Here is a 21,779-nt window from a genome sequence, read left to right as displayed (position 1 = left end):
CGGTTCCGGCCGGAATGGCCCTCTGGACCGCCGCCGGGGGGATCTGACACCGTTCCACACACCACCTCCACCACCTTTCCTGCGCAGCCCTGTTCCTGACGGCACGTCAGTTCAGTAATCTGACTACACGTCAGTTATCGAGTTCCATCGAGGTTCATCGAGCAGGAGCGGGCGGAACGATGCTTGGATCTACTCACGGCACCCTCACCACCGACTTCCGCGCACGTGTCGAGGCCTGCGGCGAGTCCCCCAGAACGGCCGTCCACTCCTCGGCGCCGCCGTCCCCCGAGGACACGGCCGCCCTGGACGTCAGCGGACGGCCCCTGCACGCCGACGTCCCCGACCTGGACCGGTTCTTCCGGCCCGAGTCGGTCGCCGTCGTCGGCGCCTCCGACGCCGACGGCAGGCCGAACACCGGTATCACCCGCCAGCTGATCGCCTGGGCGCAGCGCGTCGGCGCACGCATCCACCCGGTGCACCCGACCCGCGAGAGCGTCTTCGGGCTGCCGTGCGTGCCCTCGGTCGCGGACCTGCCGGAACAGGTGGACCTCGCCGTCCTCCTCGTCGGCGACCCGCTGCCCGTCATCGAGGAACTCGCCGGGACCAAGGTGAAGTTCGCCGTCGCCTTCGCGTCCGGCTTCGCCGAGACCGGGGACGCGGGGGCCGCCGCCCAGGCCCGGCTCACGGCCGCCGTCGGCCGCTCGGGCCTGCGCCTGCTGGGCCCGAACACGAACCTCAACGCCTTCGAGGAGTTCCGCGAGGACCTGACCGGGCCGGCCATCGCGCTGATCACCCAGTCCGGCCACCAGGGGCGGCCCGTCTACACCCTCCAGGAGCTGGGCATCCGCCTCTCCCACTGGGCGCCGACCGGCAACGAGGCCGACCTGGAGACCTCCGACTTCATCTCCTACTTCGCCGAGCAGCCCGAGGTCGGGGCCATCGCCTGCTACGTGGAAGGCCTCAAGGACGGCCGGTCCTTCCTGCTCGCCGCCGACCGGGCGGCGCGGAGCGGGGTCCCGGTCGTCGCCGTCAAGGTCGGCCGCACCGAGACCGGCGCCCGGATGGCGGCCTCCCACACCGGGAAGCTGACCGGCGCGGACACCGTCGTGGACGCCGCCATGCGCCAGTTCGGCGTGATACGGGTGGACGGGCTGGACGAGCTCCAGGACACGGCCGCCCTGCTCGCCCGGGCCCGCAGGCCGCAGGCCGAGGGCGTCGTCGTGTACTCCATCTCCGGCGGCACCGGCGCCCACTTCTCCGACCTCGCGACGGAAGCCGGGCTCAGCCTCCCGACCCTCGACCAGGCCAAACAGGACGAGCTGCACCAGTGGATCCCGCAGTACCTGAACGTCGCCAACCCCGTCGACAACGGCGGCCACCCGGTCGGCGACTGGCGCGGCCGGAAAATCATCGACGCGATCCTCGCCGACCCGTCCGTGGGCGTGCTGATCTGCCCGATCACCGGGCCGTTCCCGCCCATGAGCGACAAGCTCGCCCAGGACCTGGTGGACGCGGCCGAGCAGAGCGACAAGCTGATCTGCGTGATCTGGGGCTCCCCGGTCGGCACGGAGGACGCCTACCGCACCACGCTGCTCGGCTCCTCCCGCGTGGCCACCTTCCGTACGTTCGGCAACTGCATCACCGCCGTCCGCGCCTACCTCGGCCACCACCGCTTCACCTCCGGCTACCGCTCCCCCTTCGACGAGGCCCCCCGCACCCCCTCGCCCTCCTACCGCAAGGCGCAGGCCCTGATGCGGCCCGGGCAGCAGCTCAGCGAGCACGCGGCGAAGCAGCTGCTGCGCGCGTACGGGATCCGGGTGCCGCGCGAGCAGCTCGTGACGAGCGCGGCGGCCGCCGTGCGCGCGGCGGGCCTGGTCGGCTACCCGGTGGTCATGAAGGCCTCGGGCCCCCAGCTGGGCCACAAGACGGAGCTGGGCCTGGTCAAGATCGGGCTCACCTCCGCGAGCCAGATCCGCGACGCGTACCGCGAGCTCACCGACATAGCGCGCTACGAGAACGTCCCGCTGGACGGCATCCTCGTGTGCCAGATGGTCGAACGCGGGGTGGAGATGGTCGTCGGCGTCACCCAGGACGACCTGTTCGGGCCGACCGTCACGGTGGGGCTGGGCGGCGTCCTGGTGGAGGTCCTCAACGACGCGGCGGTCCGCGTGCCGCCCTTCGGGGAGGACCAGGCCCGCGCGATGCTGACCGAACTGCGGGGGCACGCGCTGCTGGAGGGCGTACGGGGGGCTCCGCCGGCCGATGTCGACGCCCTGGTGGAGGTCATCCTGCGGATCCAGCGGATGGCGCTGGAACTGGGCGACGAGCTCTCCGAGCTGGACATCAACCCGCTGATGGTCCTGCCGAGGGGCCAAGGGGCCGTGGCCCTGGACGCGTTGGCCATCTGCCGCTGACGCCGCGCCGGCCCGGCTGTCAGGGGCCGCCCCCGACCATCCGCCCCCGACCACCCCCACCCACCCCGAACGGGAGTTCCGACCCATGACCGAGGCTCCGGATACGGTTCTGCACCGCACGGCCGGCAACGTCTCCTGGATCACGCTCAACCGGCCGGAGGCCATGAACGCCGTCACCTGGGACCAACGCGAACGCGTCATCGCCCTGCTCTCCGACGCCTCCGCCGACCCCGAGGTGCGGGCCGTCGTCGTCACCGCCACCGGCAAGGGCTTCTGTGCGGGCGCCGACCTGCGCGGCGGAGCCGGCGCGGCGCAGCCGGCCGAGCGCGTCGCCGGGGACGTGGCCCGCATGATCCGGCTCGGCGCGCAGCGCCTGATCACCGCGGTCCTCGACTGCGAGAAGCCGGTCATCGCCGCCGTGAACGGCACCGCCGCCGGTATCGGCGCCCATCTCGCCCTCGCCTGCGACCTGGTCATCGCCGCCGAAGAGGCCCGTTTCATCGAGGTGTTCGTCCGCCGCGGCCTGGTCCCCGACGGCGGGGGCGCGTACCTGCTGCCCCGCCTGATCGGCCCGCAGAAGGCCAAGGAGCTGATCTTCTTCGGCGACGCCGTGCCCGCCGCCGAGGCCGAGCGGCTCGGCCTGGTCAACAAGGTGGTCCCCGCCGCGGAGCTGGAAGCCGCCGCCCGGGAGTGGGCGGAGCGCCTCGCGCAGGGCCCCACCCGGGCGCTCGCCCTGGCGAAGCAGCTGGTCAACGCCTCGCTGGACGGCGACCGGGCGGCCGCGCTGGCCGCCGAGGCCACCGCCCAGGAGATCAACATGGGTACGGCCGACGCGAACGAGGGCGTGGCGAGTTTCGTGGAGCGCCGCACGCCCAAGTACACCGGCCGCTGACCACCGGCTACCTGCGTTCGCCCGCTACATCTGCGGGTCGGGCTTCAGCAGTGCGAACACGGCGCCCGCCGGGTCGGTGGCCCAGGCGATCCGGCCGACGCCCGGCACGTTCGCCGCCGGCATCATCACCGCGCCGCCGCTCTCCTCGATCCTCGAGACGGTGGCGTCGACGTCGGCCACGTTGAAGTACGGCACCCAGCGCGGCACCGTCGCCGGTCCGCCGTCCTCGCCCACGCCCTGTTCCGCGACCCCGCCGAAGGAGGTGTCCTGCTGGTCGCCCTCGGCGGTGCTCAGCACCCGGTACGTCATTCCGGGCGCCGTCATCTCCGCGTGCCGCCACCCGTACACCTCGCGGTAGAAGGCGATGGCCGCGAGCGGGTCGGGGGCGTGGAGCTCCACCCACACCAGGGTGTTCTCGGCGGAGGCCAGCCCCAGCCCCGGGGTCCGGCCCGGCTGCCAGCTCGCGAACTGCGCACCCTGCGGGTCGGTGAACTGCGCCAGCCAGCCCTCCCCCATGACGTCCATGGGCTCCATCCGCACCTGCCCGCCGCCGGCCCGGACGGCCTCGGCGGTGGCCTGGATGTCACGGGTGTCGAAGTGGACCATCCAGGCGGAGGAGGCCCCCTCCTCGGTGAGCGGGCCCAGTGCGGCGACGGTCTTCCCGTCCACCTGCCAGAAGCCGTACCCGCCCGCCTCGGGCCCGGCGGAGACGAAGGTCCAGCCGAGGACGGCGCCGTAGAACGCGGCGGCCGCGTCGGTGTCGGGGCTTCCGAGGTCGATCCAGTTCGGTGATCCGGTACGGAAGTCGGTGCCGAGCATCAAGTGCCTCCTACGGGTCCGGCCGTACGGTCCGGCGGTACGGGTCCGGCGGCCACGATGCCGAGCCCCCGCGCCCCCGGGGGCGTACGGCCCCCTGCCGGGTCCGGGATTCACCCGTCCGGGTGCGGACGGCCGTACGGCCGGTTCCGGGGGCCCCGATTCAGCCGCCGGTCCGCGTCCCCACGCGCTCCAGCGCCGGCAGGAACTGGTCGTAGAAGCCCACCTTGATCCCGAGGGAGCGCTCCTCCGTCTCCCGGAAGGCGTCGGCCGCCCGCTCGCCCCCGGTGCCGAGGTAGGCCCGCACCCGGGTGGCCAGCCGGTCGGCGTGCGTCGTGGCCAGGAGGTCCGCGGTGGCGAGCGATTCGCTCTTGGCGTCGTGCTGGTGGTGCGGGTAGTAGAACCGCGAGACGTTCTCCCCGTCCCGGACGAGCAGGGGTTCCATGCGCTCCCACAGCCGCCCGTACTCGACGGAGACCAGGATCTCGCCCCAGAAGCGCAGGATGGTCAGCACCCGCAGGTCGGCGTCCTCGCTGGCGCCGGCGTCGGCGATCAGGTCGAAGGTGGCGTCGATGGCCCGCTTGGTCGCCGGGGTCGGCCGCGTGTGGACGAGGGCCTCGCGGGAGACGCCGAGCCGGTACATGTCCGCCGTCATGTCCTCGCGGTGGGACCGCATCCCGCGGCTGTCCGGGTACTCCTCGCGCAGGATGACCCGGGCGATCCTTAGCCCCTCCTCGTCGCGCAGGAGATCGATCGCCAGGTCGTAGGCCGGGGTGAACGCGAGCGAGAGGAAGCGCCGCTGGAGGAGGACCGCGGCGAAGTCCTCGTCCCGGAGCCCCGCGATGTCCGCCAGTACCGGGTGCTGCGCGTACCGCCCGATCAGTTCGTCCTCGAACCGGTCCAGTTCTTCCACGGCCGTTACCTCTAATTCATGGTGTCGATTGATCTCTGCCAGTCGCGGAGGTCGACGTCGCGGCCGATGCCCCACAACTTGTCCAGCTCCCCTTGGACTTCCCGGCCCATCGCCGTCTCGCACCCGTCGATCTCGAGCTGGGTGGACTGGATGGCGAGCCGTCCGTGCAGGAACGAGCTGACCAGGTAGCGCTCGTCGGCCTTGTACACGGCGATCGACGGGAGGGAGTTGTACACCCGTACCTGGAGCCTGTGCCGCAGCTGCGGCGGGACCTCGTCGTGGACGGACTTGAGGAGCTCCAGGCTCCCGCGCACGTCCACCCGGCCGGCCTCTCCGGTCTGCAGCGCCCGGTCGCGCAGGTCCGCCACCAGGGAGGAGGGGTGCAGCAGCAGGATGCGCACCTCGGTCCGGCGTTCGGTGACGGCCTTGGTGAGCTCGGTCCTCAGCTGCTCGAGGTTGGGTATCCAGGTCTGCAGGATGGACACCTCCCACCGGGCGTTCTTCAGCAGCTCGATGAAGGCCGCCTCGGGAAACCTCGGGTGCACCCTGGTCACGCCGTCGTAGCGCTCGCGCCGCAGCTGGCCCTCGATGCCGTCGATGTCGAGCCGGGAGACCTGCGCGTTCATGGTGTCGAGCACCTTCAGGCGGTCGAACTCCATGAGGAGGAAGAGGGTGACCGTGCTCAGGATCAGCAGCGTGATCTTGGGGAGGGTTCCTCCGGGAGCCATCTTGTCGAGCCAGCCGAGGAGGTCGGCGAGCAGGACCCCGACACCCGCGGTCGCCATCGCACCCAGTGCGATCCGCTCGGCCCGGTTGCGAAAGCCGTTCGCCATGCCCACCCCAGCCTCCGACGCCCCTGTCGTTGGCGACGACTGTACACACGCCCTCCGATGCGCATGACGAGAAGTCATGTCTGGTCCATCACAAGGGAGTTCGACATGCCCTTGACCTCCGGCCTTCCGGTCCCCCCTTCCAATCTGACGAACCGTCAGGTTCAATTGCCGGTGTGATGGGACACGCAGGGATGGCGGCCACCGTCGTCCGATACCTCAGGTCAGTCGGCTCCCCCACCTCCGCCTCGCCGGAGCAGGGGCCCGAGCCCGTCGACGCCCTGCCGCGTCCCGATCTGCGCGCCGTGGGCGAGGACGAACGCGCACCGGTCTCCCCCGCCGAGTTCCGGGCCGTGCTCGGGAACTTCGCCAGCGGGGTCACCGTCATCACCGCGCCGCCGGGCGAGGACGGGGCGGGCCCGGCCGGCTTCGCCTGCCAGTCCTTCGCCTCGCTGTCCCTGGACCCGCCGCTGGTCACCTTCATGGTGGCCCGTACGTCGACCACCTGGCCGCGGATCGCCCGCGCCGGGGTGTTCTGCGTGAACATCCTCGGGGCCGAGCAGGGCGAGCTGTGCCGGTCCTTCGCCGTCAGCGGCGCGGACAAGTTCGCCGGGGTGGCCCACAGCCCCTCCCCCGTCACCGGGTCCCCGCAGCTCGACGCGGTCCCCGCCTGGATCGACTGCCGCATCCACGCCGTCCACACCGGCGGCGACCACCTCATCGTGGTCGGCCGCGTCGTGGCCATGGGCGCGGCGGGCGAGGCCGGCCCCCTGCTCTTCCACAAGGGCCGCTTCGGCCGCCTGGCGGACTGAGCGACACACGGGTGGGCGGGCAGGCGGACCAGAACCCGGCTCGCCCGCCCGCCCACTTGCCTGCCCGCCCGCCCGTCGGCCCGGTTCCGTGGGTGTCAGAACGTGAGGACCCCGCGTGCCACCCGGCCGTGGTGGGCGTCGTCCGCGGCCTTGGCGAAGTCCTCCACCGGGTAGACCTCCGTCACCAGCTCGTCCAGCAGCAGCCGGCCCTGCCGGTAGAGCTCCGCGTACAGCGCGATGTCCCGCTGCGGCCGTGAGGACCCGTACCGGCAGCCCATGATCGTCTTGTCCAGGTACATGGACGACACGAGGAACGAGGCCTCTTCCTTGAAGCCGGGCACGCCCAGCAGGATCGCCTGCCCGTGCCGGTCGAGGAGGTCGATGGCCTGGCGGATCAGCTTCACGCTGCCCACGCACTCGAAGGCGTGGTCCGCGCCGGTGGGCAGGATCTCCTTCACCGCCGCCGAGGAGTCCGCGACCGCCGAGGCGTCGATGAAGTGGGTGGCCCCGAACTGCCGGGCCACCGCCTCCTTCGCCGGGTTCGCGTCGACCGCCACGATCGTCGTGGCCCCCGCGATCCGGGCCCCCTGGAGCACGTTCAGCCCGATCCCCCCGGTGCCGATCACCACCACCGACTCGCCGCGGTCCACCTTCGCCCGGTTCAGCACCGCACCCACACCCGTCAGCACCCCGCAGCCGATCAGCGCCGCCGAGGTCAGCGGTATGTCCGCCGGGATCTTCACCGCCTGCACCGCCTTGACGATCGTCCGCTCCGCGAAGGCCGAGTTGGAGGCGAACTGGAAGAGCGGCTTCCCGCCCCGCGAGAACGGCTGCCCGGGCATCCCGATCGCCTTGCGGCACATCGTCGGCCGGCCCCGGTCGCAGTCCGCGCACGCACCGCAGTTGGCCAGGGTGGACAGCGCCACGTGGTCGCCGGGCGACACGTGCGCGACCCCCGCGCCGACCGCCTCGACCACCCCCGCGCCCTCGTGCCCGAGCACCACCGGCGGCGGGAACGGAATCGTCCCGTCGATCACCGACAGATCGCTGTGACACAGCCCGGCCGCCCCGATCGCGACCAGCACCTCGCCCGGTCCCGGATCGCGGATCTCCAGGTCGTCGACCACCTGGGCCTGCTTGCCGTCGAATACGACGCCTCTCACCTGGACTCCTTAGGCAGGCCGAGCACGCGCTCGGCGATGATGTTGCGCTGGATCTCGTCCGAACCGCCGTAGATCGTGTCGGCACGGGTGAACAGGAACAGCCGCTGCGCCTCGTCGAGCCCGAGCTCGTACGGGAGCCCCGGCGCCCAGGGCTCCGGACCGGCCGCGGCCACCGCGCCGCGGACCTCCACCGCCAGCTCGCCGAGCCTCCGGTGCCACCCGCCCCACAGCAGCTTGGCCACGCTCGGCGCGCCCGCGTCGCCGGCGGCGCCGCCCAGCGTGCGCAGCGCGTTCCACCGCATGGTGCGCAGTTCGGCCCACTGCCGTACGAGGCGCTCCCGCAGGACGGGGTCCGGGGCGCCCGAGTCCGCGTACGCCGCCAGCACCCGCTCCAGTTCCGCCGCGAAGCCGATCTGCTGGACCAGGGTCGAGACCCCCCGTTCCAGGGCGAGCAGTCCCATGGCCACGCCCCAGCCGCCGCCCTCGGCGCCGACGACCTCGGCGGCCACCGCCCCGTCGAAGAACACCTCGTTGAACTCCGAGGTCCCCGACATCTGCCGGATCGGCCGCACGTCGATCCGCCCGGGCTGGTCCATCCGTACGAGCAGGAACGACAGCCCCCGGTGCCGCCGTGACCCCGGCTCGGTGCGGGCCAGTACGAAGCACCAGTCGGCGTCCTGGGCGAGGGAGGTCCAGATCTTCTGCCCGGTGACCCGGAAGAGCCCGTCGGCCCCGTCCCGTACCGCCGCCGTACGGATCCCCGCGAGGTCGGACCCGGCGCCCGGCTCGCTGTACCCCTGGCACCACAGCTCCTCGCCGCGCGCGATGGCGGGCAGGAAGCGCTCGCGCTGCTCCCGCGTGCCGTACGCGATGAGCGTGGGCGCGAGGAGGTTCTCCCCGATGTGGCCGACCCGGCCGGGCGCGCGCAGCGCCGCGTACTCCTCGGCCCACACCACCTGCCCGGTCAGCGAGAGCCGCCGGTTGCCGTACCCCTCGGCCTCCCAGCCCTGCCCGATCCAGCCGCCCCGGCCCAGCTCGCGCTCCCACGCCCGCCGCGCCCCGACCCCCTCGTGCTCGCTGCCCGGGCCGCCGAGGCCCCGTGCCTGCGCGTACGGGCCCACGAGGTGCTCCGTCAGCCAGGCGCGGGCACGCCCGCGCAGCTCCTCGTCCTCGGCCCCGAAGCCGAAATCCACGCCGCTCTCCCCCGGTCCTACGCGTTGGGGCGGTCCTTGGCGGCCGCCGCCTTGGCCATGGCCTCCAGCTGCGCGAGCAGCGGCATCGGGTCCTTGCCCACCGTCCCGGGCAGGAAGTCGGCGATCTTCTCGGGCGTCCAGGTGCCCTCGGCGTACCCGGCGCGCAGTTCGCGCGGCTGCGCCCAGACGGCGATCTTCGGGCCGGCGATCGTGTAGACCTGCCCGGTGATGTCCTCGGCCCTGGCCCGGTCGCTGAGCAGGTAGGTGACGAGGGCCGCGACGTCCTCGGGCTCGCCGATCTCCTTGAGCTCCATGGGGACGTTCGCGGACATGCGGGTGCGGGCCACGGGTGCGACGGCGTTGGCCGTGACCCCGTACTTGGCCAGGCCCAGCGCGGCGGAGCGGACCAGCGAGATGATCCCGCCCTTGGCCGCGCTGTAGTTGGCCTGGGCGACGGAGCCCTGGTGGTTGCCGCTGGTGAAGCCGATGAGGGTGCCCGAGCCCTGCCGGCGCATGACGGCGGAAGCGGCGCGGAAGACCGTGAAGGTGCCCTTGAGGTGGGTGGCGACGACCGGGTCCCATTCCTCCTCGGACATGTTGAAGAGCATCCGCTCGCGCAGGATGCCCGCCACGCAGACGACGCCGTCGATGCGCCCGTACCGGGCGAGCGCGGTGTCGACGATGCGCTGGCCGCCCGCCATGGTGGAGATGTCGTCGGCGACGGCGACGGCGTCGCCGCCCGCGGCGAGGATCTCCTTCACCACGGACTCGGCGACCTCGCTGGTGGGCTCCCCGCCCCCGATGCCCACTCCGTAGTCGTTGACGACGACCTTGGCGCCCTCGGCGGCCGCGGCGAGTGCCACGGCCCGCCCGATGCCCCGGCCGGCGCCGGTGACGGCGACGACCTTGCCTGTCAAGAAGTTCCCCACGTCCGGCCCCTTCCCGCGTTTTCTGACGGACCGTTAGATTCTATGGGGAGTCGGATACACCTGCACAAGACCTCGTTGCCGTTTCCACACAAGGAGCTGTTGAGGCCCATGTCACTGCCCGCCGAGTTCCACGACATCGCCAAGCGCGTCAACAACTGGGGGCGCTGGGGCGCCGAGGACGAGATCGGCACCCTGAACCTGGTGACCGACGAGGTCGTCCGGGAGGCCGCGGCGGCGATCCGTACGGGCCGCCGCGTCCCGCTGGCCCTGCCCCTCAAGGAGGACGGGGTGCAGGCCGGGATGATCCCCGGCCGGATCAACCCGCTGCACACGATGGTGCAGATCAACCAGGAGCTTTTCGGCCCCGGCACGGTGGCGTGCAGCGACGACGCGGTGACCATGGGCCTCCAGGCGGGCACCCACTGGGACGCCCTGACGCACGTCTCGCACTCGGGGAAGATCTACAACGGCCGCCCGGCCTCCTCGATCACCGCGCACGCCCGGTCCGAGTTCAGCGGCATCGACAAGGCCGGGCACATCGTCTCGCGCGGCGTCCTGCTGGACGTGGCGCGCGCCAAGGGCCTGGACCGGCTGCCCGGCGGGCACGCGGTGACGCCCGAAGACCTCGCCGAGGCCGAGGATTTCGGCGGGGTCACGGTCCGTGCCGGGGACATCGTCCTGGTCCGCACCGGACAGGTCCAGGTCTATCTGGCGGGTGACAAGCACGGCTACGGCTTCCCGTCCCCGGGGCTGTCCGTCCGCGCCCCCGAGTGGTTCCACGCGCGGGACGTGGCGGCCGTCGCGAACGACACCCTCACGTTCGAGATCTTCCCGCCGGAGATCGAGAACCTGTGGCTGCCGGTGCACGCCCTCGACCTGGTCGAGATGGGCATGCTCCAGGGCCAGAACTGGAATCTCGAAAAGTTGTCCACAGCCTGTGCGGAAGAGAACCGCTACGCCTTCCTCCTGTCGGCCATGCCCGAACCGTTCGTCGGCGGCACGGGCACCCCGGTGGCCCCGGTGGCGGTCCTCTGAGGCTCCTCCGCGGTCAGGGCGCCGCCGCGGCGGCGCGGCGGCGGGCTCGTACGGCGGTCCGTACGGTGACCACGACGGCCGGCAGCAGCACCCCTGCCGCGGCGGCGAGGGTCGCGGCGTCCGGGTGGACCAGCGACTGGCCCCGGCCGGCCTGCCAGGTGACGACCGCGACCAGGCCCGAGTAGCCGAGCGCCGCGCCGCCCACCAGGCGGGCCCGGGTCCGCTCGTCGCGCAGCCAGGCGTACCGGGCGGCGAGGGCGGTCAGCGCGAGGGTGAGCAGGAGCAGGACCTGGATGCCGTGCAGGGCGAAGAAGTGCGGGACCCGGAAGTCGCCGCCGGTCACGCTCCAGTGGGTGAGGGGCATGCCGTGGCCGTCGGGGTCGCCGATGCCGTGCCCCTGGTACATCGGGATGCCGGCGCCGTTGGCGTCGGTGACGGTACGGGGCTGCGTGCCGGTCACCATCCAGTAGACGGGGATCAGCATGCCGGCGGTGGCGAGGGCGAGCCCGGCGCGGATCGCCCGGTTCAGGTCGGGGCCGCCGGTGCGCTGGATCAACACGACGGCGCCGAGGATGAGTTGGGCGACGGTGATGACCAGGACGCCGAAGGTCAGGACCGGTACGAGGGCCAGGGTGACCGGATCGCTCCGGTCGGCGTTGAAGTGGCTGAAGGTGCCGCGGGCCGCCTGGAGCGTGATCGCGCCGACTTCGGCGGCGGCGGCCACCGCGAAGACGGTACCGACCCACCAGGCGAGCCGCTTCCCCCTGGCGGTCTTGGTCAGCAGCCAGGCGAGCGTGCCGGTGTAGAGGGCGAAGGCGAAGCCGAACTTCAGCGGCTTGACCCAGACCGACTCCCCCAGCAGCGTCCGCCCGTCCACGGCGGTCCCGACGGCGCTGACGGCCACGAGTCCCGTCATGAGGGCCGCGCAGACCAGCAGCGGCCGGTGCCAGGTACGCCAGGCGGTGCTCCGGTACTCGGCGGTTCGGGACGACGGCACAGCAGATCCCCCTCGGCTCAAGACGTGATGACGGAGCGGACATCCGGCTACAGCGGGGCCTCGTCGCCCGCCGGGAACGGCCGCCCGTGCCCCGGGACGATCACGTCGGCCGCCCCCAGGACCCGCAGGCGCGAGCTGCGCAGGAGGTCGCGGTCCGGGGCCACCGGGTCCTCGGCGGGACCGTCCGGACGCCACCAGAGGTCGCCGACGAAGGCGACCACGCCGTCGGCGGTGCCGGCGAGCAGGGTGATGTCCTCGGGGCTGTGACCGGGGGTGCGGATCAGCCGCAGGGAGCCGGTGAGCTCGTAGCCCTCGGCGTCCCGGTCGGTCCACTGGTCGTCCTGGTACTCCGCCTTGTGGTCGTGGACCCGGGCGCGGGCGAAGAGCCCCACGTTCATGGTGTTGTCGGGGTGGTGGTGGCTGAGCACGACGTCGGTGATGTCGTCGGGCCCCAGGCCCAGTTCGGCGAGCGGGCCGAGGATCCGGTCGCGGTGGGCCACCATGCCCGGGTCGACGATCACGTGCCGGTCGCCGTCGGCGACGTACGAGACGGTGGCGGCGACCCCCGGTCCGGTGGAGGTGGTGTAGCCGGTGGTCAGGACGGTGAACTCGGCGCTGCGGCCGGAGGGCTGGTCTGTCATGCCCCTACCTTCGCGCCCGGCCCGCACCCCCCACGAGTGGCTCTTCTGCCCATGATCGCGGGTTTCGTGCCACAGCCGGCGGGTCCTCGCGGCCGGCGCAGGTGTCACTGGCGGGGACGCGGCGGAGCCGGGGTCCGCGGGCTGGGGCACGGACACCTCCTCCTCGTCCTCGGAGACCCCCTCTACTCGATGGAAGGCACCGCGTCCGGGCCCCGCCCCGGGGTCGGACGGGCCTCCGCAGCGTGGAACCATGAGGTGTCCATGACGCGTCGCCCTTCGCGCGTCAGTCTCCGGACCCGCCCACCCTCACTGCAGGAGCACCCGTGTCCAACCCCTACGCGGCAGCGCCACCGCCCCAGCCCCCCAGACGCCGCTCGAACGGCGGCCTCGCCGGAGTCCTGGCCGTCGCCCTGGTCATCGCCGGCATCTACGGCGCCTCCCAGTGGCTCGGCAACGACGACGGCACGTCCGGCACGTCGGCGGGGGCGGCCTCCGCCACGGCGTCCCCGTCCGCCAAGACCTCCTCGAAGCCCTCGGACCCCGGCAACCCCGAGTCCTCCTCGGACACGTCCAGCTCGTGGAAGGTCGGCGACTGCGGCGGCCCCGACCCGGACAACAAGCCCGACGGATACCGCCCCCAGAAGTGCTCGGCCTCCGGCGCCACCTTCAAGGCGATCGACATCAAAGACGCGAGCATCCTCCCGGGCGCGATCCAGTGCCCGGCCGGCACCGACCTGATGATCGAGGTGAGCATCTCCTACGGCAGCAGCAAGAAGGGCGGGATCCCGACCAACACCGTCTGCGGCCGCAACCTCACCGACGACCACCCCGGCGACGCGGGCGCGGGCGGCGGCCAGCTGGTCCAGGGCGACTGCGTCACCGACCAGGCCCAGGAAGTCCCCTGCGCGACGGCGGGTTCGCTCAAGGTCCTCGGCCTGGTCAAGACGAAGGCCGAATGCCCCTCGGGCACGAGCGAACCGATGGAACTGACCATGGCGATCGGCCGCCCGTACGACGTGATCTGCGCCGACGGCAAGTAGGTCCGGGCACGTCGAGGCGAGGTCCTGCGGGTGGCGGCGGTGCGCATGCACGCCCCGAGCGCGGCACGGCAGCCGCCACCCCGCGACCCGCACTCGTCAAGGCGTGTCCTTGGCGTCCCCTCGCGTCGAATCGCTCCACACCAGGGTGATCAAGATGTGACGGAACGTCAACACCTCGTTAGAGGTACACGCGTGGTTCCCTCATCGAGGGGTGAATTTCCGACGGGCATTCCGCGGCCGCGTCCGAGGCCGATTTCTCGGCGCGGTCGATCTCGCACCAGATCCGCTTGCCCGCGCCCTCCCGCTGCCAGCCCCATCGGTCCGCGAGGCCGTCGACCAGCTCGAGGCCGCGGCCGTTGGTGTCCTCGCCGCCCGCCTGGCGGCGGGCCGGTCCGCGGTCGCTGGCGTCCGCGACCTCGACCCGCACCCCCGGCCCCCCGAACAGCATGCGCAGCACCGCCGGACAGCCCGTGTGCACGACCGCGTTCGTGACCAGCTCGGAGATCAGCAGGATCAGCGTCTCCGCGAGCGGTTCGTCATCCCCTATGCCCGAGCCCGCCAGCCGCGACCGGGCCCACCGGCGGGCCCGGCCGACCTCGGCGGGATCCGGTCCTACCTCCAGCTGAACCTGAAGCACCTGCACCGCTCACACCATCCGAACCGGCGGACACTTCGCCTCGCGACAGGATGGGATCACCCACCGTGATCCCCTTGCGGAGCAGCATGGTTGACATACAGTCACCACAACAAGCGCTTCGGGCATATTCCCGCGCGAAGGAGTGGGCGTGGTGCATACTGTGCGACGCCTGCGCCGCTCAACCGCTCGCATTCGTGGGAGCGTACCGGAGCGACCCCCCGACTCCGGTCCGCAAGGAGGGGGGCGAAGGACACAAACCGATATCAACTCTCTGTAATCGGACATGCGTCCCGCGCCTTCGCTCCCGTAACAGTCGGCTACGGCGCCGAACCCAGCAGTTCCGCCGCCAGCAGCTCCTCCGCCTCCGCCGCGGTCCGCCACTGCTCCGCCCGCACCCACGCCCGTTTCAGGTGCAGATGGACGTCCGCCTCCCACGTGAAGCCCATCCCTCCGTGCACCTGGAGGCAGTCCCGGGCGTTGGCCACCGCGGCCTCGTCCGCGAGGAGCTTGGCCGCCGCGATCTCCGCGCCGTCGCCCGTCACCGCCGCCGCGTAGACCGCCGTACGGGCCACCTCCGCCCGCACCAGCATCCCCGCGCACAGGTGCTTGACCGCCTGGAACGCCCCGATCGGCTGCCCGAACTGCTCGCGCTCCCCCGCGTACCGCACCGCCAGCTCCACGGTCCGCAGCGCACTGCCGACCTGGAGCGCCGCCGTCAGCACCGCCCCCGCCGCCGCGTACGAGGCATCCGGCGAGGCAGGCAACGAGGCGGCCGCGGGCGCCGGCACCCGGTGCAGCGGCGTCAGCGGGTCCGCCGAGCGGACCGGGGAGCCGTCGGGCAGTGCGGGGGCGCCCAGCACCGCGTCCGCCTCCCCCAGGTGCGAGACCAGGCCCCCGCCCAGGTCGAAGGCGGTGACCACCGTGGTCCCGGAGGCCGCCCCCGGGACCACCCCGGCCGCCAGGTGCGTGGCCACCAGCGGACCCGGCAGCAGCGCCCGCCCGGCCTCCTCGAAGACGATCACCGCCTCCGGCAGTCCGAGCCCGACCCCGCCCTCGGACTCCGGCAGCCGCAGCGCGAAGAACCCCGCCTCGCCCAGCTCCCGCCACAGCCCCCGGTCCACGCAGACGCCCGAGTCCACCGACGCCCGCAGGGCCTCGCGCCCGTAGCGGCCGGCCAGCAGGTCCCGTACGCCCGCCCGCAGGTCCCGCTGCTCCTCGGTCGGCTGGAAGTCCATGCCCCTCACCGGCCCTTCGGGAGGCCGAGGATCCGCTCGGCGACGATGTTGTGCTGGATCTGCGAGGTGCCCGCCGCGATCGTGTACGAGAGCGAGGAGAGCCGGTCCAGGGTCCACTCCTCCTCCAGCGACAGCGACAGCGGCCCCAGCACCTGCGCCGCCACCTCGTACAGCTCCTGCCGCGCGTGCGAGTAGGCGAGCTTGAAGACGGAGCCGCCGATCCCCGGGACCCCGCCGCCCGACCGCTCCGACTCGCTCACGTTCCACTGGGTGAGCCGCCACAGCGCCCCGAACTCCCCGTACAGCCGCCCCAGCCTGCGCCGCAGCACCGGGTCGTCCCAGCGTCCGTTCGCCTTCGCCGTGCGGGCCAGCTCGCCCAGGGTCCGGCGGCAGGCGACGACCTCCCCGACGAAGGCCGTGCCCCGCTCGAAGGACAGGGTGACCATCGTGACCCGCCACCCGTCGTTCTCCGCGCCGACCCGGTTGGCGACCGGCACCCGCACCTCGTCCAGGAACACCTCCGCGAACTCCGTGGACCCCGCCAGCGTGCGCAGCGGCCGGACCGTGACCCCCGGCGCGTCCATGGGCATGGCCAGCCAGGAGATCCCGCGGTGCTTCGGGGCCTGCGCGTCCGTCCGCACGAGCAGTTCGCACCAGTCGGCGACCTCCGCGTGCGAGGTCCAGATCTTCGACCCGGTGATCACGTACTCGTCGCCGTCGCGGACCGCGCGCGTGCGCAGCGAGGCCAGGTCGGAGCCGGCGTCCGGCTCGCTGAACCCCTGGCACCACACCTCGTCGCCGCGCAGTACGGGCGGCAGCCAGCGCGCCCGCTGCTCCGCCGTCCCCTCGGCGGCGATGGTCGGGCCGGCGTGCAGCAGCCCGACGAAGTTGGCGCCTACGTACGGGGCGCCCGCGCGCTCGGTCTCCTCCAGGAAGATCAGGTGCTGGGTCGGGGTGGCCCCGCGGCCGCCCGCGTCCGCCGGCCAGTGCAGGCCCGCGTACCCGGCCTCGTGCAGCCGGCGCTGCCAGCCCAGGTCGTACGCCCGCCGCCCGGGCCAGTCGTCCGGCGAGGGCTTGGCGGGCAGCTCGGGCAGCACCTTGCCGAGCCAGACCCGCAGCCGGGCCCGGAACTCCTGCTCCTCGTCCGTGTAGGTCAGGTCCATCAGCGGCCCTTGACCCGGTCCCGGTCGAAGTCCAGGCCGAGCATGCGGATGGCGTTGCCGCGCATCAGCTTGTAGACGGTCTCCTCGTCGAGGCCCTGCACGTGGTCGAGGGCGACCTCCTTGGTGTGCGGGAAGGTCGAGTCCACGTGCGGGTAGTCGGTCTCGAAGGTCGCGTTGTCGCGGCCCACCACGTCGAGCGAGGCGATGCCGTGCTTGTCGCGGAAGAAGCAGCAGAACATCTGCCGGTAGTAGTACGTGGACGGCGGCTCGGGGATCAGGTCACGGACCCCGCCCCAGGCGCGGTGCTCCTGCCAGACGTCGTCGGCGCGCTCCAGGGCGTACGGGATCCAGCCCATCTGCCCTTCGCTGTAGGCGAGCTTGAGCGTCGGGAACTTCACCAGGACGCCGCTGAAGAGGAAGTCCATCATCGAGGCCATCGCGTTGTTGAAGCTGAGCGAGGCCTGCACGGCGGGCGGCGCGTCGGGGGAGGCGGCGGGCATCTGGGAGCTGGACCCGATGTGCATGTTGACCACCGTGCCGGTCTCCTGGCAGACGGCGAAGAAGGGGTCCCAGTAGCCGGAGTGGATCGAGGGCAGCCCGAGGTACGTCGGGATCTCGGAGAAGGTCACCGCGCGCACTCCGCGGGCCGCGTTGCGCCGGATCTCCGCGACCGCCAGGTCGATGTCCCACAGCGGGATGATGCAGAGCGGGATCAGCCGGCCGCCGCTGTCGCCGCACCACTCCTCGACCATCCAGTCGTTGTAGGCCCGCACGCAGGCCAGCGCCACCTCCTTGTCGTGCGCCTCCGCGAAGGTCTGGCCGCAGAACCGGGGGAAGGTGGGGAAGCACAGCGAGGCCTCGACGTGGTTGAGGTCCATGTCGGCGAGGCGGGCCTTGGGGTCCCAGCAGCCCCGGCGCATCTCCTCGCGGGTGATCCCCTCCAGCGTCATGTCGTCGCGGTCGAAGCCGACGGCGGCGATGTTGCGCTTGTACGGGAACTTCAGGTCTTCGTAGATCCACCAGTCGGTCGGCGGGCCGTCGGGGTCCATGGTGATCACGTACTTGCCGCCGGTGTACTCCAGCTCGCCGATGCCCGCGGTGAGCGCCTTGGGGCCGCGGTCCCGGTACTTGGCCGGGAGCCAGACGTCGAAGAGGTGCGCGGGCTCGATCACGTGGTCGTCGACGCTGATGATCCGTGGCAGTTCCAGTCCCATGCCGTCTCCCCAATCTGATGGATCGTCAGAAACAAGCTAGCCCCGCCACCCCTGGACCGACAAGCGTCGGCGCTCTACGCTCTCCGCTTGACCTGACTATCCGTCAGTTAACGAGGTCGGTTGTGGGAGCGGTTATGGGAGGTCTGGGATGACGGACACGACGGCGGCCGGCACCGCGGCGGAACTGAGCCGCTCCGCGACCCTGTGGGAACTGATCGCCCGACGCGCCGCCCTGACCCCGGACACCACCGTCCTCATCGAGGCCGCCGAAACGCCTCCCCCGGACCCGTCCGCCGACCGCCGGCTGACCTTCGGAGAACTGCGCGACCGCTCCGAACGGGCCGCCGCCGGCCTGTACGCGATGGGCGTGCGCCCCGGCACGGTCGTCGCCTGGCAGCTCCCCACCCGCATCGAGACCGTCGTGCTCTCGGCCGCCCTCGCCCGCATCGGAGCCGTCCAGTCCCCCGTGATCCCCTTCTACCGGGACCGGGAGGTCGGCTTCGCGCTCCGCGAGTCCAAGGCCGAGTTCTTCGCCGTCCCGGGCGTCTGGCGGGGCTTCGACTACCCGGCGATGGCCGCGCGGCTCGGCGCGCGCGGCGTCTTCGAGGCGTACTCCGGCCTCCCGGACGGCGACCCCTCCCTGCTGCCACCGCCGCCCGTCTCCGGCACCGACGTCCGGTGGATCTACTGGACCTCCGGCACCACCTCCGACCCCAAGGGCGTCCTGCACACCGATCGCTCGCTGATCGCGGGCGGCTCCTGCCTCGCGCACGCCCTGCACCTGACCCCGGCCGACGTCGGCTCGATGGCCTTCCCCTTCGCGCACATAGCCGGGCCCGACTACACCGTGATGCTGCTGCTGTACGGCTTTCCCGCGGTCCTCTTCGAGAAGTTCGCGATGCCCGGCGCCCTGGACGGCTACCGCCGCCACGGGGTCACCGTGGCCGGCGGCTCCACGGCCTTCTACTCCATGTTCCTCGCCGAGCAGCGCAAGGCCCCGGAGGTCCCGCTGATCCCCACCCTGCGGCTCCTGGCGGGCGGCGGTGCGCCGAAGCCGCCGGAGATCTACCACGCCGTCGTACGGGAGATGGGCTGCCAGCTGACCCACGGTTACGGCATGACCGAGGTCCCCATGATCACCATGGGCTCCCCGGACGACACCGCGCAGCACCTGGCCACCACGGAGGGCCGGCCCCCGGCCGGAATGTCCATCCGCATCACGGACCCGGACGGCGGCGCCCTGCCGGCGGGGACCGACGGGGAGGTCCGGCTCCGCGGGGAGGCCGTCTGCCAGGGCTACCTGCACGGGGACCCGGCGGCGGGCGCCCCGGAGGTCTTCGACGCGGACGGCTACCTGATCACCGGGGACTTGGGGCACCTCACGGAGGACGGGTACCTGGTGCTGACCGGGCGCAGCAAGGACGTCATCATCCGCAAGGGCGAGAACATCTCGGCGAAGGAGATCGAGGACCTGCTGCACGAACTGCCGGGGGTCGCGGACGTGGCGGTGATCGGACTGCCGGACCCCGAACGCGGCGAACGGGTCTGCGCGGTGATCGAACAGCCGGCGGGCTCGGCCGCGCCAACGCTGACCCTGCCGGAGGTGACGGCGTACCTGCGGGAGGCGGGCCTGGCCACGCACAAACTGCCGGAGCAGCTGGAGGTACTGGAAGCACTGCCCCGCAACGAGGCCCTGCGCAAAGTCCTGAAGTACCGCCTCCGCGAACGCTTCGCGTAGCCCCGCCGCGGGACGTCTCCAGAGCGTCCCTCAGCGCACGACGGGCCCGCGCCCCGCCCGCCAGCGAGGCGCGTGCGAATGCTCGAGACCATGGGGAGGGCTCCCGGTCGTGGCCGTGGGGGCGTGGCGGGGCTACATGCGGCTCAGGGAGGCGGCCGCGAAGAGGACGTCGCGGATGGCCTCGCGATCGCCGTGCTGGCCTGCCGCCGCCTCCTCGGGCGAGATGTGCCCGGCAGCCAGCTGGCAGAACTCGAGGCGGTCCAGCGCGATCTCCGCCACCGTCCGCTCGACCGACGGCACGGCCCCCGGCGAGTCCAGCGCGATGTCCCATCCGCCGCCGCCCGCGCCCTCGATCTCCAGGTGCAGCGTCCGTCCCGGCGCACCCGCCGCGACCAGCCCCCGCGCGGGCGCCGCCAGACCCGCACGGCGGCGCTGCGCCAGCGCGCCCGGGAGCAGCCGGGCCGCCAGGTCGATCATGCGGTGCAGGTGCGGCCCGGCCGGCGGCTCGTACGGGTAGTCCACCGCCTCCGCGATGTCCCACGCGTGCACCCAGCACTCGAAGGCCCGCTCCAGGAACGCGTCCCCGAGGGGCAGGGCGAAATCCCCGTAGTCCACGGCCAGTTCCGCCACGCCCCGGCCCGCGAAGGACACCGTACGCACCAGCGTGTGCCCCTGCTCCCGCCACGGCTCGCGGACCTTCCGCGTCGTCGGGTACGCCGACGCCCGCCAGAAGTGCTCCGAGCGCTCGGCCGGGCCCGACCCCGCCGGCACCTCCTTGCCCAGCGGATCGTCCAGCCCCAGCGCCGTGGCCACCAGGCCGTCCACCGCCAGCAGATGCCCGATCACCCCCGCCACCGTCGTCCGCTGCGTCTTGCGCCGCTCGTCCTCGAACCACTTCAGCCGGACCGGGGTGTGCCACTCCGAGTCCCCGAAGTCCTGGAGCAGCGCGTCGAGCCGCGCGGTCTCGGTGTCGTACGGGTTCGCCCACACCGGCACCGGGATCCGGGCCGGCCGCTTGCCCAGGCAGTCCTCCAGCACCCGCGAGCGGAGCAGCGGCTTCAGGTCGAGGTTCTCCTCCGGGTGCAGCAGCCCCACCGCGTCGCGCAGCCGCAGCGCCTCCTCCGCGCAGGGCGCGCACTCGGTGAGGTGGTCCTCCACCGCCTGCGTCTCCTCCGAGGAGCACGCGGCAAGCGCCCACGCGCCGAGCAGCGACTTCAGCACGGCGTGGGAGGGCGGCTCGGCGACCGGCGGCGGCAACGGCTGCAACTGCGGCGCGTGCCGCTGGTCGAAGTCGTCGGCGGCGCCGCGCGGACCCGGTATCCGGGCCGGGCCGCCGGGGCGCTCGTATCCGTCCTCGGGCCACTCGGCGGGGCCGTTCATCGCGACGTTCCATATCCGGGCTGGGCGGTGTCCTCCTGCGGGAGGGCGTTGGCGGTCGACAGCAGCTGGAGCCCGAGCCGCAGCCGGCGCCGCGCCTCGTCCTCGCTGATCTGGAGGTCGGCGGCGGCCTGCCGGTAGTCGCGCCGTTTGAAGTACGCGAGCTCCAGCGCGGCCCGCAGCGGCGCGGGCATGGAGGTGACGATGTAGTCCGCGCGGGCGGCGGCGTTGGCACTGCGCACCTTCTGCTCGAGCTCCTCGCGCGAGCCGCGGCCCAGTTCGGCCTGGCGCAGCCGGGCCACCGCCTGGCCCTGGGTGATCCGGGCGACCCAGGAGCGCATGGAGCCCTGCTTGGGATCGTAGGCGTCCGGGTTCTCCCAGATGTAGCCGAAGACCTCGCGGGTGATCCGGTCCGCGGCCTTCTCGTCGCCCAGTACCCGGTGCGCCAGGCTGTGCACGAGCGACGCGAAGCGGTCGTACAGCTCCCCGAGCGCGGCGGCCTCGCCGCGGGCCAGGCGTTGCTGCATGCGGCGGTCCCAGCGCGGTGGTACGTCCTTAGGCATAGTGCCCCCAGCCGTGTGTCGACGCATCGAATGTAGTGGGCACATGGCCGATCGCGCCCGTTTTGCGGGAAGGTCACCCTGGAAGTGAGCCCTCCGTGATAGAGGCGTGGCGGTGTGTGAACCGTGGTAAGAGGGGCGGCACATGGGGACAGGTGTACGCGCCCCGGCGCGCTCCCC

General features: G+C 72.5%; 20 protein-coding genes. 6 read left to right on the top strand and 14 right to left on the bottom strand.

Annotated features, from left to right (window positions below; translation table 11 throughout):
• The first annotated feature begins 179 nt into the window (after positions 1-179).
• Together ACTVZO_RS24310 and ACTVZO_RS24305 are read left to right on the top strand one after the other, a co-directional pair.
• Positions 180-2,414 carry an acetate--CoA ligase family protein gene (locus ACTVZO_RS24310; RefSeq protein WP_443300401.1) on the top strand — a complete coding sequence of 745 codons (2,235 nt, stop codon included), beginning with the start codon at positions 180-182 and terminating at the stop codon, positions 2,412-2,414.
• Positions 2,415-2,499: 85 nt separating this feature from the next.
• On the top strand, positions 2,500-3,306 hold the full coding sequence (locus ACTVZO_RS24305; RefSeq protein ID WP_443300400.1) for an enoyl-CoA hydratase/isomerase family protein: 807 nt from the start codon (positions 2,500-2,502) through the stop codon (positions 3,304-3,306).
• Between the two features lie 24 nt (positions 3,307-3,330).
• Here the strand turns inward: ACTVZO_RS24305 and ACTVZO_RS24300 are convergent, their stop codons facing one another.
• The 3 genes from ACTVZO_RS24300 to ACTVZO_RS24290 form a co-directional block, all read right to left on the bottom strand.
• Positions 3,331-4,125, bottom strand: a complete 795-nt coding sequence (locus ACTVZO_RS24300; protein WP_443300399.1) for a VOC family protein — start codon at positions 4,123-4,125, stop codon at positions 3,331-3,333.
• Positions 4,126-4,285: 160 nt separating this feature from the next.
• Positions 4,286-5,035 carry a hypothetical protein gene (locus tag ACTVZO_RS24295; protein ID WP_443300398.1) on the bottom strand — a complete coding sequence of 250 codons (750 nt, stop codon included), beginning with the start codon at positions 5,033-5,035 and terminating at the stop codon, positions 4,286-4,288.
• A gap of 11 nt (positions 5,036-5,046) precedes the next feature.
• A complete protein-coding gene (locus tag ACTVZO_RS24290) occupies positions 5,047-5,868 on the bottom strand; it encodes a hypothetical protein (RefSeq protein WP_443300397.1) in 822 nt (273 codons plus the stop codon).
• Between the two features lie 191 nt (positions 5,869-6,059).
• On the opposite strand from ACTVZO_RS24290, the gene ACTVZO_RS24285 reads away from it, so the two are divergent.
• Complete coding sequence (locus ACTVZO_RS24285) at positions 6,060-6,677, top strand: flavin reductase family protein (RefSeq protein WP_443303255.1); 618 nt, start codon at positions 6,060-6,062, stop codon at positions 6,675-6,677.
• A gap of 95 nt (positions 6,678-6,772) precedes the next feature.
• On the opposite strand, the gene ACTVZO_RS24280 is transcribed toward ACTVZO_RS24285, so the two are convergent.
• From ACTVZO_RS24280 to ACTVZO_RS24270, 3 genes are read right to left on the bottom strand one after another with little or no spacing between them, the layout of a single operon-like run.
• Positions 6,773-7,840 (bottom strand): Zn-dependent alcohol dehydrogenase, encoded by a 1,068-nt coding sequence (locus ACTVZO_RS24280; protein WP_443300396.1) that lies wholly within the window; start codon positions 7,838-7,840, stop codon positions 6,773-6,775.
• Positions 7,837-9,033 carry an acyl-CoA dehydrogenase family protein gene (locus ACTVZO_RS24275; protein ID WP_443300395.1) on the bottom strand — a complete coding sequence of 399 codons (1,197 nt, stop codon included), beginning with the start codon at positions 9,031-9,033 and terminating at the stop codon, positions 7,837-7,839. Before ACTVZO_RS24275 ends, ACTVZO_RS24280 begins: the two co-directional genes overlap by 4 nt.
• Before the next feature lie 17 nt (positions 9,034-9,050).
• Positions 9,051-9,962, bottom strand: a complete 912-nt coding sequence (locus ACTVZO_RS24270) for an SDR family NAD(P)-dependent oxidoreductase (protein WP_443300394.1) — start codon at positions 9,960-9,962, stop codon at positions 9,051-9,053.
• A gap of 108 nt (positions 9,963-10,070) precedes the next feature.
• Here ACTVZO_RS24270 and ACTVZO_RS24265 point away from each other — a divergent pair, with 108 nt between their 5' ends.
• Positions 10,071-10,997, top strand: a complete 927-nt coding sequence (locus ACTVZO_RS24265; RefSeq protein ID WP_443300393.1) for a cyclase family protein — start codon at positions 10,071-10,073, stop codon at positions 10,995-10,997.
• 13 nt (positions 10,998-11,010) lie between these two features.
• Here ACTVZO_RS24265 and ACTVZO_RS24260 read toward each other — a convergent pair whose 3' ends face one another.
• Together ACTVZO_RS24260 and ACTVZO_RS24255 are read right to left on the bottom strand one after the other, a co-directional pair.
• A complete protein-coding gene (locus ACTVZO_RS24260; RefSeq protein ID WP_443300392.1) occupies positions 11,011-11,994 on the bottom strand; it encodes a hypothetical protein in 984 nt (327 codons plus the stop codon).
• A gap of 47 nt (positions 11,995-12,041) precedes the next feature.
• Positions 12,042-12,635: an MBL fold metallo-hydrolase gene (locus ACTVZO_RS24255; protein ID WP_443300391.1), complete on the bottom strand. Its 594-nt coding sequence runs from the start codon at positions 12,633-12,635 to the stop codon at positions 12,042-12,044.
• 323 nt (positions 12,636-12,958) lie between these two features.
• On the opposite strand from ACTVZO_RS24255, the gene ACTVZO_RS24250 reads away from it, so the two are divergent.
• Positions 12,959-13,675: a hypothetical protein gene (locus ACTVZO_RS24250; protein WP_443300390.1), complete on the top strand. Its 717-nt coding sequence runs from the start codon at positions 12,959-12,961 to the stop codon at positions 13,673-13,675.
• A 178-nt stretch (positions 13,676-13,853) separates the two neighbouring features.
• On the opposite strand, the gene ACTVZO_RS24245 is transcribed toward ACTVZO_RS24250, so the two are convergent.
• From ACTVZO_RS24245 to ACTVZO_RS24230, 4 genes are all read right to left on the bottom strand, one after another.
• On the bottom strand, positions 13,854-14,318 hold the full coding sequence (locus ACTVZO_RS24245; RefSeq protein WP_443300389.1) for an ATP-binding protein: 465 nt from the start codon (positions 14,316-14,318) through the stop codon (positions 13,854-13,856).
• Between the two features lie 311 nt (positions 14,319-14,629).
• Positions 14,630-15,547 carry an acyl-CoA dehydrogenase family protein gene (locus ACTVZO_RS24240; RefSeq protein ID WP_443300388.1) on the bottom strand — a complete coding sequence of 306 codons (918 nt, stop codon included), beginning with the start codon at positions 15,545-15,547 and terminating at the stop codon, positions 14,630-14,632.
• 5 nt (positions 15,548-15,552) lie between these two features.
• On the bottom strand, positions 15,553-16,710 hold the full coding sequence (locus ACTVZO_RS24235; protein ID WP_443300387.1) for an acyl-CoA dehydrogenase family protein: 1,158 nt from the start codon (positions 16,708-16,710) through the stop codon (positions 15,553-15,555).
• Entirely contained in the window at positions 16,710-17,924 is a 1,215-nt protein-coding gene (locus ACTVZO_RS24230) for an amidohydrolase family protein (protein WP_443300386.1), read from the bottom strand. The genes ACTVZO_RS24235 and ACTVZO_RS24230 overlap by 1 nt, the downstream gene beginning before the upstream one ends.
• Positions 17,925-18,072: 148 nt before the next feature.
• Here ACTVZO_RS24230 and ACTVZO_RS24225 point away from each other — a divergent pair, with 148 nt between their 5' ends.
• Positions 18,073-19,662, top strand: coding sequence for a class I adenylate-forming enzyme family protein (locus ACTVZO_RS24225; protein ID WP_443300385.1), 1,590 nt, complete (start codon positions 18,073-18,075; stop codon positions 19,660-19,662).
• A gap of 132 nt (positions 19,663-19,794) precedes the next feature.
• Here ACTVZO_RS24225 and ACTVZO_RS24220 read toward each other — a convergent pair whose 3' ends face one another.
• Both ACTVZO_RS24220 and ACTVZO_RS24215 read right to left on the bottom strand, forming a co-directional pair.
• Positions 19,795-21,042, bottom strand: a complete 1,248-nt coding sequence (locus tag ACTVZO_RS24220) for a maleylpyruvate isomerase N-terminal domain-containing protein (protein ID WP_443300384.1) — start codon at positions 21,040-21,042, stop codon at positions 19,795-19,797.
• Positions 21,039-21,602, bottom strand: coding sequence for a sigma-70 family RNA polymerase sigma factor (locus ACTVZO_RS24215; RefSeq protein ID WP_362583373.1), 564 nt, complete (start codon positions 21,600-21,602; stop codon positions 21,039-21,041). The genes ACTVZO_RS24220 and ACTVZO_RS24215 overlap by 4 nt, the downstream gene beginning before the upstream one ends.
• Positions 21,603-21,779: the final 177 nt, after the last annotated feature.

The organism is Streptomyces sp. IBSNAI002 (assembly GCF_052244475.1).
Taxonomy (GTDB): domain Bacteria; phylum Actinomycetota; class Actinomycetes; order Streptomycetales; family Streptomycetaceae; genus Streptomyces.
The sequence above is the reverse complement of the archived record's forward strand: the minus strand, read 5'-3'. Positions and strand labels throughout refer to the sequence as shown.